This is a genomic window from Aggregatibacter sp. Marseille-P9115 (assembly GCF_920939465.1).
GTDB classification, from domain to species: domain Bacteria; phylum Pseudomonadota; class Gammaproteobacteria; order Enterobacterales; family Pasteurellaceae; genus Aggregatibacter; species Aggregatibacter segnis_B.
In genome coordinates, this window is sequence record NZ_OV100759.1 from 1776361 (window position 1) to 1789434 (window position 13074).

General features: G+C 45.4%; 13 protein-coding genes. 9 read left to right on the plus strand and 4 right to left on the minus strand.

Annotation, left to right across the window (positions count from 1 at the left end):
- The first annotated feature begins 90 nt into the window (after positions 1–90).
- From LQ983_RS08500 to LQ983_RS08540, 9 genes are all read left to right on the plus strand, one after another.
- Positions 91–786 (plus strand): DUF4198 domain-containing protein, encoded by a 696-nt coding sequence (locus tag LQ983_RS08500; RefSeq protein WP_109103992.1) that lies wholly within the window; start codon positions 91–93, stop codon positions 784–786.
- A 4-nt stretch (positions 787–790) separates the two neighbouring features.
- On the plus strand, positions 791–1294 hold the full coding sequence (locus LQ983_RS08505) for a carboxypeptidase regulatory-like domain-containing protein (RefSeq protein WP_230622350.1): 504 nt from the start codon (positions 791–793) through the stop codon (positions 1292–1294).
- On the plus strand, positions 1294–1944 hold the full coding sequence (cbiM, locus tag LQ983_RS08510; RefSeq protein ID WP_230622351.1) for a cobalt transporter CbiM: 651 nt from the start codon (positions 1294–1296) through the stop codon (positions 1942–1944). The genes LQ983_RS08505 and cbiM overlap by 1 nt, the downstream gene beginning before the upstream one ends.
- Complete coding sequence (locus tag LQ983_RS08515; protein ID WP_230622352.1) at positions 1941–2606, plus strand: energy-coupling factor transporter transmembrane protein EcfT; 666 nt, start codon at positions 1941–1943, stop codon at positions 2604–2606. The genes cbiM and LQ983_RS08515 overlap by 4 nt, the downstream gene beginning before the upstream one ends.
- On the plus strand, positions 2603–3226 hold the full coding sequence (locus LQ983_RS08520; protein ID WP_230622353.1) for an energy-coupling factor ABC transporter ATP-binding protein: 624 nt from the start codon (positions 2603–2605) through the stop codon (positions 3224–3226). The genes LQ983_RS08515 and LQ983_RS08520 overlap by 4 nt, the downstream gene beginning before the upstream one ends.
- A gap of 78 nt (positions 3227–3304) precedes the next feature.
- The gene (gene hypB / locus LQ983_RS08525; RefSeq protein ID WP_230622354.1) at positions 3305–4111 is read left to right on the plus strand and encodes a hydrogenase nickel incorporation protein HypB; all 807 of its coding nucleotides are present in this window, start codon (positions 3305–3307) and stop codon (positions 4109–4111) included.
- Between the two features lie 15 nt (positions 4112–4126).
- Positions 4127–5239 (plus strand): hydrogenase formation protein HypD, encoded by a 1113-nt coding sequence (gene hypD / locus LQ983_RS08530; RefSeq protein ID WP_230622355.1) that lies wholly within the window; start codon positions 4127–4129, stop codon positions 5237–5239.
- Complete coding sequence (gene hypE, locus LQ983_RS08535) at positions 5239–6252, plus strand: hydrogenase expression/formation protein HypE (protein ID WP_230622356.1); 1014 nt, start codon at positions 5239–5241, stop codon at positions 6250–6252. Before hypD ends, hypE begins: the two co-directional genes overlap by 1 nt.
- A gap of 381 nt (positions 6253–6633) precedes the next feature.
- Entirely contained in the window at positions 6634–6933 is a 300-nt protein-coding gene (locus LQ983_RS08540; RefSeq protein ID WP_230622357.1) for a helix-hairpin-helix domain-containing protein, read from the plus strand.
- 75 nt (positions 6934–7008) lie between these two features.
- Here LQ983_RS08540 and LQ983_RS08545 read toward each other — a convergent pair whose 3' ends face one another.
- The 4 genes from LQ983_RS08545 to LQ983_RS08560 all read right to left on the minus strand — a co-directional run bounded on the left by LQ983_RS08545 (position 7009) and on the right by LQ983_RS08560 (position 12953).
- Complete coding sequence (locus tag LQ983_RS08545) at positions 7009–7611, minus strand: carboxylesterase (protein ID WP_230622358.1); 603 nt, start codon at positions 7609–7611, stop codon at positions 7009–7011.
- A gap of 161 nt (positions 7612–7772) precedes the next feature.
- Positions 7773–8588, minus strand: a complete 816-nt coding sequence (locus tag LQ983_RS08550; RefSeq protein ID WP_230622359.1) for a shikimate 5-dehydrogenase — start codon at positions 8586–8588, stop codon at positions 7773–7775.
- A 288-nt stretch (positions 8589–8876) separates the two neighbouring features.
- Complete coding sequence (gene hypF, locus LQ983_RS08555; protein ID WP_230622360.1) at positions 8877–11168, minus strand: carbamoyltransferase HypF; 2292 nt, start codon at positions 11166–11168, stop codon at positions 8877–8879.
- Positions 11169–11462: 294 nt separating this feature from the next.
- Positions 11463–12953 (minus strand): leucyl aminopeptidase, encoded by a 1491-nt coding sequence (locus LQ983_RS08560; RefSeq protein ID WP_230622361.1) that lies wholly within the window; start codon positions 12951–12953, stop codon positions 11463–11465.
- Positions 12954–13074 lie beyond the last annotated feature (121 nt).

Here is a 13074-nt window from a genome sequence, read left to right on the forward strand (position 1 = left end):
TTTTCATCTATTTTTCTAAAAAAACGCTTGATTCTGGAGTTGCTCCATATTTTATCATGAGCCAAACTTAACGATAAAAGGAGACATCAAATGAAATTTCTAAAAACAAGCGTAATTTGTACCGCACTTTTTGCTGCATCCCTTGCTAACGCCCATAACGTTTGGTTAGAGCCTGTTAAAGACGCCAATGCTACAGGGCAATATGTGGTGAAATTTGGTCACGAACAGACAGAAGCTTATCCTGAACAAAAATTGAAAGCGATTAAGTTGCTGGATAATAAAGGCAATGTTACTAACGCAACCTATCAATTTAAAGAAGGTGAAGCTTATCTTAATGCGGAGAAAGCCTCACAAGTGTTTATTCGTTTTGATAACGGTGTTTGGTCTAAATTGCCAAGTGGCAAATATGTAGAGAAAACCAAACAACAAGAACCGACAGCCGAACTTTCTGTGAATCCGGTGAAGTTCGGTAAAGCCGTATTACAGTGGGACGAACAAGCGATGAAAGCGCACGGTATGGAATATGAATTGGTGCCTCAAGCACAACCAAAAGCCGGAAAACCATTGTCGATTTTAGTGTTACACAAAGGCAAACCGGTGAAAGATATTAAAGTGGGATTGGGCGAAGATGCACCGTTCAATTTAACCAACGACAAAGGTATCGCTGAATTTACCCCACAAGCAGGTTACAACAAAGTTTGGGCTGAATTTGAGGAAAACGTCAAAGGCAATCCGGATTACGATAGCCGTTCCATTGAATATATGCTGACCTTTGATGCCGAGTAATCGCATGAAAAAAACGTTGCGTATTCTGACCGCACTTTTTCCCTTGTTGTTTGCCCCTCATGCTTTCGCGCACGCGCTTTATGTGTTCGCCCAGTATGATGGGCAAACTGTGACGGGAAAATCCTATTATTCCGATATGACCCCAGCCGCAGAAACTTATGTGGAAGTTTTACGTCATGGGGAAAATCAGCCATTAATGACGGGCAAAACCGATAAGCGTGGTTATTTTCACTTTCCGTTAGTGGTTGAACCGAAAGTCGCCTTAAAAGTGGTGGTTGAAGGGGAAGAAGGGCATCGAGCGGCGGTAGTGGCGGATCGCATTACCGCAGCGCAGAATACGCCAACTCAAGCGAATGATGAAAGCTTGTTGTTACTGCGTGGTGATATTGCGCAGTTACGCGACAAAATTTACCTGCATGATATTTTAGGCGGTATTGGTTACATCGTCGGCATTGCGGGCATCGCTGCTTGGTTAAATGCGCGTAAATTAAGAAAAGGACGTCAATAATGCATTTGTCGGAAGGCGTATTGCATACGCCGGTGTTATTAGCGGGCGTTGCTTTGGCGGGCGTCGGTGTGGCTATCGGATTACGTCGTTTAGAGAGTGAACGTTTGCCTTTAACGGCGTTGTTTGCGGCGGCGTTTTTTGTTGCAGGCACCATTCACGTGCCCGTGGGTATCGGTAGCGTTCACCTGATTTTAAATGGCATGGCAGGTTTATTTCTTGGCTGGGCAGTCTTCCCGGCTTTTCTTATTGCCTTGTTGTTACAGGTGCTGTTTTTTTCCTTCGGTGGCTTTGCCGTATTGGGCGTGAATTTATGTGCCATGGCATTGCCGGCGGTCGCGGCGCATTATGTGTTGCGTGGTTATTTAAAGCCGGATATGGGATCTATGGCAAAACTGTTTACCGGCTTGGGCGCAGGCATTATTGGTGTTGGTGGCGCCGGTGCATTAGCCTCTCTTGTTTTAGCGTTAGATGGCGGCAAACATTATCAGGATTTAATCGCCTTATTGCTGTTGTCACATTTACCGGTATTTGTGTTAGACGGCATTATCAGCTACGGCGTGATTTCTCTCCTCAGCAAAATGTACCCGAGTGCATTACAATCTATTGGCACTTCACTGAACGTTGACGATACCAAACGGTGCACACAATGAGCCCCGTTTTTCAGCGCTTTTTTCCACCGCACTTTTTTGCCCCTCACTTGCGTTTGATTTATCTGTTCCTTTGGGGCTTAGTGATTAGCGCCTTGTCGAATCTCTCCTTGTTGCTATGGTTAAACGGAATCGCCTTAATCTTATGGGTAATCTTGATTTATCGTTGTCGTGATCCTTATTTTTCTTATCTAAAACGCTGGCTGGTCTTCAACGGATTTACCTTATTACTTTGGGTAACCTTAAGTTGGCGTATCGGCACGGAAGGCATTGAACTTAATCCCGAGGGCATGGAAACAGCGTTGTTAATTAGCTTACGCATGAACCTCTTGCTGTTTTCCGTATGGTTATTGCTATGGAAAATGAATGACACGGTGTTGGTACAAGCCATTGGTAAATTGCCCTTGCCGCCCAAATTAATTTGGCTTTTTGTCCTCACGGTTCGTTATATTGCGCTGTTAGGTGAGTTGCAACAAAAAATGGATTTGGCGATGCGTGCGCGAGGCTATCATGCCGGTTTCAATCGGCGAACATTATATGTCACTGCACAACGGATCGCGCTTTTACTGGTGCATGCGTTACTCAAAGCTGAGACGGCACAAATCGCGCTTCAATGCCGCGGCTTTCGCTTTGGTGAAAAGACAAATTTAAGTGGGGAAAAATGACGGTTTTACAAGTCAACAGATTGCAAATTAAACGAGGTGAACGGCAGATTATCGACAATCTGTCTTTTCAAATTGAAGAAGGCCAACGCTTTTTTGTGCAGGGCGAAATCGGCACAGGAAAAACCACTTTATTGCTTGCTTTGTTAGGCTTTGTGCCTGTTGCGCGCGGTGAGATTCGTCTATTCGGGCAATTGTGTCGAGAAGAAAAAGATTTTGCGCCTTTTCGTGGCACCGTAGGGCTTTGTTTTCAGCACGCCGATGATCAACTGTTTGGCCCAACTGTATTGGACGATGTGGCGTTCGGGCCGTTAAATCAAGGCTTGTCTCACCAACAGGCGTATGCCGTTGCTTTACATCAACTGGAACGTTTAGGGATTGCTCATTTGCAGGATCGCACCGTACATACGTTGTCCGGCGGGGAAAAAAATTTCACGGCATTGGCAGGCGTGTTAGCGATGCAACCGAAAATGTTATTGTTAGACGAGCCGACGAATGGATTGGATCGTAAAAATACAGAAAAATTGACCGCACTTTTGCGTGAGCTGTCGCTGCCTATGTTGGTGGCGTCTCATCATCAAGGATTTACTGCTGAATTGGCCGATGATGTTCTGACTTTATGATCTCAATCAACCCGTAAAATCAAAGGTTGTGCTACCCTAGCGAGGTTTTTTGTAACCAGATAGTAAAGGGGCAATATTATGTGTACAACTTGTGGTTGTGGACATCCGGAACAAGTCAGAATCGGTGAGGTAGCACATTCTCATCATGAGCATGACAGCACAAAAAGCGCTGTCAAAAATCCGAACTTTTCTCATTTCAAATTTCACTCGGTAGAATCGGCTTCTGAAGCCAGTGAAACGCAAAAACGCCTGTTAAAAGTAGAGCAGGACGTGTTAGGTAAAAATAATCAAATTGCGGCGCACAACCGTTTTCTTTTCCAACAACAGCATATTCTTGCACTGAATTTGGTGTCCAGTCCGGGTTCCGGTAAAACTACCTTACTCACCACGACATTAAACGCACTGAAAAATGACCTCACTTGTTATGTCATTGAAGGCGATCAACAAACGGAAAATGATGCGGATCGTATTCGAGCCACCGGTGTCGCCGCCATTCAAGTTAATACCGGCAAAGGTTGTCATTTGGACGCACAGATGATCAACGACGCCTTGTTCAAACTTGAACCGAAACAAAACAGTCTGCTGTTTATTGAAAACGTGGGTAACTTGGTTTGTCCGTCAGAATTTGATTTAGGCGAAAAAGCCAAAGTGGTGATTTTGTCCGTCACTGAAGGTGAAGACAAACCGCTGAAATACCCGCACATGTTTGCAGCGTCTAAGTTAATGATTTTAAATAAAGTCGATTTATTGCCATACCTTAATTTTGATGTGGAAAAATGTATCGCTTACGCCAAACAAGTAAACCCGCAAATTGAAGTGATTCAACTTTCCGCCACTACAGGCGAGGGCTTAGAAAAGTGGTTGGCGTGGTTACAGGCGCAATAAGGATGTAGAAACAAAATGCAGTTTATTGATGAGTTTCGTGATCCAAAATTAGCGAAAAGTTTAGTCAACCGCCTGAATGAATTAATGGCGAAATTGCCGCAATATAAGGCGGAAAATCCGCTCTATTTAATGGAAGTCTGCGGCGGGCATACGCATACCATTTTTAAATTCGGCTTGGATCGTCTGTTGCCGAAAAGCATTGAATTTATCCATGGCCCCGGTTGCCCTGTATGTGTCTTGCCGATGGGGCGCATTGATGTGTGCATTGAAATTGCACAGAAACCGGATGTGATTTTCTGTACCTTTGGCGATGCTATGCGGGTGAAAGGGCGCCGTGGTTCCTTGTTGGAAGCCAAAGCAAAAGGTGCTGACGTGCGGATCGTGTATTCACCGTTAGATGCGATGAATATCGCAGTGAATAATCCTGACAAAAAAGTGGTGTTCTTTTCTCTTGGTTTTGAAACCACCATGCCGAGTGCCGCGGTGACTTTGCAACAGGCGAATAAGCTAAATATTCAAAATTTCTGGGTAGTGTGTCAAAACATCACCATCATTCCAACCTTGCACAGTCTGCTTTCACAAGATTATGTGAAAATTGACGGGTTTATTGCGCCGGGTCATGTGAGCATGGTGATCGGCACGTCGCCTTATCAATCCATCGTGGATAAATACCACAAACCTTTCGTCATCACAGGTTTTGAGCCGTTAGATATTTTGCAAGCCATCGTGATGTTGGTGCAGCAATTTGTGGACGGGCGTTGCGAAATTGAAAATCAATATAAACGTATCGTGCATTCTGAAGGGAATTTATTAGCGCAACAAGCCATGCGCGAAGTGTTCCAACTGAAAAAATCCAGCGAATGGCGTGGCTTAGGTGAAATTGAAGAGTCAGGTGTAGAACTGACCGACGCTTATAAACGCTTTGATGCGGAAGTGTATTTCCACAGCCAACCGCAACAAGTGGCAGATGACCCGAATTCTCGTTGCGGCGACGTGCTCACCGGCAAATGTAAACCTTCAGATTGTCCGTTATTTGGCACGCAATGTAACCCGGACAATGCCTATGGCGCTTTAATGGTGTCCTCAGAAGGAGCGTGCGCCGCCTACTATCAATATCGGAGAGAATAATGACAGATTTCATCACCATGGCACACGGCAACGGCGGCGGCGCCATGCAAAAACTCATTCAGGATTATTTCGTCGAAGCTTTTGACAATCCCATTCTTGCGCAAGGGGAAGACCAAGCCCGCTTACCTTTAGCAGAGCTCATGGCGCAAGGGGAACAACTTTCTTTTAGTACCGACAGTTTCGTTATCGACCCGATTTTCTTTCCCGGTGGCAATATCGGTAAACTTGCCGTGTGTGGCACGTTAAACGATGTGGCAGTGTGTGGCGCCGTGCCGAAATATCTCTCTTGCGGTTTTATTTTAGAAGAAGGCTTGCCCTTAGCAGAACTCAAAGAAATCATTCAAGCCATGGCAAAAGCTTGCCAAGCTGCCGGTGTGCAAGTGGTGACGGGCGATACCAAAGTGGTGCAAAAAGGCGCGGTGGATAAAATTTTTATCAACACCAGTGGCATCGGCGTTATCCCGCAAGGCATCGATTGGGGTATGCACCGTATTGAAGCGGGCGATAAGATTATCGTCAGCGGCACTATCGGCGAACACGGCGCGACCATTCTCAACTTGCGTGAAAGCCTAGGGATTCAAACGGATCTCAAAAGCGACTGCGCGGTTCTTTCGCCACTCATCGATTTATTGCGCCCCATTGAGGGCGTAAAAGCCGTGCGCGACGCCACTCGTGGTGGTGTGAATGCGGTGCTACACGAATTTGCTGCCGCCCAACAATTAGGCATGCAAATTAATGAAGACGATTTACCCATCCGCCCTGAAGTACGCGGCATTTGCGAATTGCTTGGGCTAGAAGCTTTAAACTTTGCTAACGAAGGCAAATTGGTGATCATCGCCTCTCCTGAAAAAACACCCGAAATTCTGACCGCACTTCATTCCCATGAATTAGGCAAAAATGCCGCCGTGATTGGCGAAGTGACGACGGATAAAAAAGTCAGATTATTAGGCAGTTTCGGGCAGTCACGGTTGTTGGATTTACCGATGAATGAGCCGTTGCCGAGGATTTGTTAGGGATCTTACTTTCTTTTGCTTGCACAAAAGAAAGTAAGCAAAGAAAAGTGCACCCCAGCTTCACCGCGATTCCTCGCTCACTTGCAATTTTCTTAACGAAAATTTTCGAACTCACTACGCTCAAACAGACGAAAATTTCCTAAAAATTGCAAATCGCTCAGGCGGCTCAGATGGGGCCCCCATTTGAGGGCGCATTATTGGGAAAAGTGCGGTGGGATTTTAGATTGTTTTTTGCGGTGAAAAACATTTGGGATTTCAACCGCACTTTTGTTCTTTAAATTCCCCAAAGGGGAATGACTATGCTTAACCTAGGGTAACTTGTTACCCTAGGCAAAAATGGCCAAAGTGTCCACTCTTAGATCAAAACAGGAGCCATAAAACATGAACCCATCCAAAGTCCAACGGGATAAATTGCACCAACTAACGGATTTACCGAATGTAGGAAAGGCAGTTGCGGAAGATTTGCGGAAACTGGGGATTAACACACCGCAGGATTTGTTGGGGCATGATGCCTATGCCATGTATTACACACTTTGTGAGTTAACCGGTATGCAGCATGATCCTTGTATGATAGATGTCTTTTTATCTTTAACTGATTTTATGCAAGGAAACGAGCCGAAGCCTTGGTGGGCATTTACCGCACAGCGTAAGGCTTATTTATCGCAATTAAACAGACAATAACGGTATTTGTTTTGATGCGATTATCTTTTGTTGACGTGTGTCCTGTGTTTTTGTTCTGCCGTATCTCCGCTAGAGTTATATAACTTTTTGAAACCAATTATCTAAGAAAGCCAATTGTTCTTCCGTATGAAACCAATGTTCTCCATTATTCATAACAGTCATACTTGCGCCGATATGATTTGCAAAATTTCGCATTGTTTCTAAGGAAGTGATATTGTCATTGCCTGCGTAAAGAATATGACTTGGTATATTCCAAGTTATCGGATGGTTTCTGGCATAAGAAAAATACTCCCAAGATAAGCTTTCATTTAAGGATGTTGTAATTATTTTTTCTTTGTATAGCTGTTCTTCCGATATGTTTAACCTCGCCATCATGTTTAAAATTAATTTTTCCATATCCACGATTGGAGAAATAAACATCGCTTTTTTAATGGGTTTATTTGCTAAAGAGAGCAGAGAATAATACGCACCAATACTATTTGCTATCAAAGAAATTTCACGATATTTAAGGACTAGAGAATCGAAGAATTTTGGAAATTCGACTTCAGCCTCCCAAGGTAATTCTGATTTATAATCAAACCCGATAACGTCATATTCATCACTGAAAAATTTTTTATAGTAGTAAGCTTCATCTGCATTTCCGCCTTTACCATGTATGTATATCACAGCATTTTTCATTCTAGCTCCCAGGCCGGCTCCGATAGCGCACGCGTCCCCGCGTGTGCTGTAACTTCATGATGGTTCAAGCGTCCACGCTTGGACCTAAAGAAGCACCAGCGTGGACGCTAGCGCTATCGATAAAGCCTAAATTATAAAACACGTTCAAAACCCACTGCACTTTAGGCATTTTTTCTTGCATAATCTGCCGCTTCGGCAATAAGTGCTTCGCTTGGTCTTTTGCCGGTATAGAGTTCAAATTGTTCGACAGCTTGTAACACAATCACTTCTGCGCCGGAGATGGTTTGTTTACCAAGGGCTTGGGCGGTTTTGATTAATGGCGTGTCGGCAGGTTGAGCAACCACATCAAATGCGGTTTTGGCTTGACGGATCATCTCTTCGGGGAAGGCGAGATCGAATGCCTCTTTGCCCCCTTTCATGCCGATTGGCGTGACGTTAATGAGAATGTCGGCAGTTTGGTTGTCGAGGGATGAAAGGTAATCGTAGCCATAAAGTGCGGCTAAATAGTTGCCTGTTTTTTCGTTACGGGCGAAGACGTTGAGTTTTTCAAAGCCTGAATGTTTAAATGCCGCCACGACTGCTTTTGCCATGCCGCCGCTGCCATGCACGATCACACGATCGTTTTTATTTAATTGGTATTTTTCGATCAGTTTAACAATGGCAATGTAGTCGGTGTTGTAGGCACGTAAAACACCGTTGTCATTAACGATAGTATTGACCGATTCAATGGCTTGTGCGGAAGGCGAGATCTCATCTAAAAACGGCATACAACTTTCTTTGAACGGCATAGACACTGCACTGCCTCGAATACCTAAAGCGCGAATGCCTTTGACGGCGTGTTCGATATCATTGGTGGTGAAGGCTTTGTAAATGAAATTCAAACCAAGTTTTTGATAAAGATAATTATGAAATGTGGTGCCAAAGTTGCCTGGACGACCGGAGAGGGACATACAGAGTTGGGTATCTTTATTAAGCATAGGAATCCTCCCGTTGGTATAGATAAAAAATGATGCGGTCAGTATAACAAATGATACTCTCTAAAACGCTTGGAAAACCGACCGCACTTTTACGAATCATGCAAAAATAAGACGATTGGGCCCCATCTGAGCCGCCTGAGCGATTTGCAATTTTTAGGAAATTTTCGCTTGTTTGAGCGTAGCGAGTTCGAAAATTTTCGTTGAAAAAATTGCAAGTGAGCGAAGAATTGCGGCGAAGCTGGGGTCGCTTTTCTTTTGGTGACTTTTCTTTGGCGAAGCAAAGAAAAGTTACTCGCCCATCGGGCGAAATCCCGATAGTTGAGCCGCGATGACCGCTTGCCCCAAACTCAATCCGCCATCTCCCATCGGAAACTGATGCGCACTCAATACCTTAAATTCAGCCAAATGTTCTTTTATCAATCGACGCAATAATTGGTTGTGCCATACGCCACCGGAAAGCACGATCGTTTCGCAATGATGGCGTTGAGCCTGTTGGCGAGCCAACTGAGCGAAGCCTTCTGCCAACACATAGTGAAAAATAAAGGCTTTGTCGGCGTTGGAAGAATCGAGCGCAATCCAGGCTTGCCAGAAATGGGCAAGATCCAATTTATTTTCAGCATTAAGTGGCATTAAGGTTGGAAGCTCAATTTTATCGAAGGGCAAACTGGCGAGCGCCGATTGCGAGGCGAGCACTTCCAATTGGCAGGCGGCTTCGCCTTCCCAGCTCAGTTGTGGTGGTGTGATGCCCAAGCCAAATGCCACCGCGTCAAATAAGCGACCGGCAGAGGAAATTCGTGGGCTGTTGATGTTGCGCTCAATGGCCTTAGCGAGCAATTGCCAGTCGTAGTCGGCGCAGGTTTGGGCGGAGATTTCTTGCCAGTGAGGCACGAATTGATGCAAATGTGCTAACCAGTTGCGCCAAGGTTGTTTGGCGGCAAGATCGCCCCCCGGCAACGCCACCGCTGGTAGCCCACCTAAATAGCGGCAGTGTTTTTCATCGACCAACAGACATTCTCCGCCCCAAAGTTGTCCGTTTTCACCCATGCCGATACCGTCCAACGCAAGCCCGATAACCTGTTCATGGCAATGGTGTTCTGCCATGACGCTGACAATATGAGCGTGATGGTGGAGCACTTCTACATAAGGGATTTGGTGTTGCGCTGCCAAGCGTTTCCCTACTTCATGGGTGAAATAACCGGCGTGTGAATCAATGGCGATAAGTTCCGGTTTGAATTGGTAGATTTGGCAGAAGAGGGCGATATTCGCTTCTAATTGTGACCGCACTTTTTCGTTCGAGGTGTCGCCAATGTGTTGGCTGGCGATGGCTTTATTTTGGCGTAATAAACAGAAGGTGTTTTTTAAATCAGACCCCAATGCCAGCACATTGCGCACGCTGTGCTGATCCAACAGGGTTTCGTCAGGCACATAGCCCCTTGCGCGACGTAGGATTTCCACGCCATCAAACGCCGCGCGCACTAAGGAATCGTCAGCGCGTTGCAAAATGTCGCGATTGTGGCAGAGGAAATAATCCGCCAAGTCACTTAACTGTTTTACTGCACTTTTATTATCCAATACCGGCGGTTGTCCGCTTGGATTGGCAGAGGTCATCACTAATGGGCGATTGACTTCTCGTAGTAATAAATGCTGTAACGGGTTGCTTGGTAACATCACGCCGATTTCATTGAGTTGTGGTGCAATCTGTTCCGCTAATGAGGGGACTTTGTGTTTGGCCAATAGCACAATGGGCGCAACCGTGCTGGTGAGTAATCTGATTTCTGTTTCAGTGAGATCGTTTAAAAAAGACACATCCGGCACCATCACTGCCAAGGGTTTGGTCGGGCGGTGTTTGCGGTCGCGCAGTAATTGCACGGCATCAGCCTGGGTTGCATCACAGGCAAGATGAAAACCGCCGATGCCTTTTACTGAAACGATCTTGCCTTGCTGCAAGAAAAGTGCGGTGGTTTTTATCGGTGTTTTTTCATCGATAAGTTCGCCTTTCTGATCGCTTAACCAAACATGAGGGCCACAGACGGCACAGGCGTTCGGTTGCGCATGAAAACGACGGTCGGCAGGATTTTTATATTCTTCAGCGCAATCAGGGCAGAGAGGAAAATCAGCCATAGAAGTGTTTTTGCGATCGTAGGGAATGGCTTTAATAATCGTAAAACGCGGACCGCAGTGGGTACAGTTCGTAAAAGGGTAGTGATAGCGCCTATTGCTCGGGTCAAATAAATCCTTTAAACAGGCGGGGCAAGTGGCGGCATCAGGCACGATTTGGGTATCCATGGCGTTGTTTTCGCTTTCACGGATTTCAAAGCCTTCAAAGTGCGGTGGATTTTCCCAGTGTTTTTCATGCTGCTGAATGTCGGTAATCAGCGCAAGTGGAGGTAGCTTCATTTGCAAATCATGCAGGAATTGTTGTAGTTGTTGTTCTGTCGGTTCACACAAGCGGATAAGTACGCCTTGTCCGTCATTGTTGACATCGCCTCGTAGGCCGTATTGATTCGCCAATAACCAGACGAAGGGACGAAATCCCACGCCTTGTACCTTGCCTTTTATGCGTAATTCAATGCCCTGCATATGTTTCCTGTTGCGCTTTTTTATTGCTTTTGAGTATGAAAAAATATTTAACAGTATGAATAAGTTATTTACTTTTAGAGGATTATTTTACTGGATTTATGGCTTGGCTATGAGGCGGTTTTACGAAAACCATCAAAAATGATGATCTTCGTCAAGGAATAATTCTTTTGAGGTATGAACGAACAGATGCATGACCGCACTTTTGGATTGTTCTTAAAGTGCGGTCATTTTTTTCTCATTTTTTGAAGATGATTGGCGGTGCCGATGTGCAAAACCTGTGGCGTTCTTCTTGTTTTATTTCACTTGATTTAACAGGAATTGTACGAGCAAGGAAACCGGTCTACCGGTAGCACCTTTATTGGCACCTTGTAGCCATGCGGTACCGGCGATATCGAGGTGCGCCCATGGGTATTTCTTCGTGAAATTGGAGAGGAAGGCACCTGCCGTGATGGCGCCGCCCCAACGTCCGCCAATATTGGCTAAATCGGCAAAGTTGGATTTTAACTGTTCTTGGTATTCTTCGCTTAACGGTAAACGCCATGCTTTGTCGGCGCTTTGTTGTGCGGCTTGTTCAAGCGCGGCTGCGATGTCGTCATGGGTAGAGACTAAACCACTGTTGTGTTGTCCTAATGCGACGACGCAAGCGCCTGTTAAGGTGGCAATATCAATGACCAGTTCAGGCTCGAAACGTTCTACATAAGTGAGGGTATCGCATAAGACGAGGCGTCCCTCTGCGTCAGTATTTAACACTTCCACGGTTAAGCCATTCATAGTGGTAAGAATGTCGCCCGGGCGATAAGCGTTGCCGTCCGGTAAGTTTTCACAGCCTGCCATGACGCCGATTACGTTTAACGGCAGCTGTAGTTGTGCTAGTGCATTCATCACGCCGTAAACGGAGGCCGCTCCACACATGTCGTATTTCATTTCATCCATATCCGCAGCCGGTTTTAGGGAAATACCGCCGGCATCAAAGGTTAAGCCTTTGCCCACTAACACGATCGGTTTTGCGTTCGGGTTCGGGGCATTACGGTATTCCATAATGGCTAATTTTGCCTCGTTGTGCGCTCCGCGTGATACGGCAAGATAGGCACCCATGCCTAATTTTTCCATTTCTGCTTCGTTGACAATGGTAGTTTTAATCAGCGGTGAGGTTTCGGCTAAGTTTAGCGCTTTGTCTGCCAAGTATGCCGGGTTGCACACATTCGGTGGGCAGTTTGCCACATCTTTGGCAAGGCGTACGCCGAGGGCGATTGCAGATGCATGCTGAATCGCTTGTTCGGCGGATGCCAGCTCATCTGCGCCAACGTTAAAAATTACCTCTGAAAGTGCGGTAGATTTTTCTGCTGTTTTTTGACTTTTGAATTGAGTGAATTGATATAAATCCTGTTCGATAGTTTCAACAGCAAAGCGGATGTTCCAATAAAGCGCCCGTTGATTAAGCGGAATTTCAGTTAAAAAACTGACCGCACTTTTGGCTTGGGTTTCCTTTAATGCTTGTGCTGTTTTTTGCATAAGTTGCTTAAATTGACGCTCGTTGAGTTCACCGCGTTTACCACACCCCACCACGAGAAGTCGTTCGGCAGCAAGATTTGGCACATTGCGCAATAATGTGGTTTGCCCAAGTTTGCCGCTAAGTTCACCGCTTTCCACCAAATGGAGGAGATAATTATCGGAAATCTTATTAATTTCCACCGCACTTTGGGATAAGTTTTTTTCTTCAAAAATGCCCACAATCAGGCAATCCGCCGTTTGATTTACGGCATAATGTTGTGCGCTATACTTCATTTTTTCCTCGCTTATTTTGCTGTTTTAAATGTCAAATTAGGGTATCATACGGCACCTATTCTTTAGGTAAGCCAAACCCGATTTGGTTTTTTCAAAGTGAAATGAATTTAATCTCTTTTGC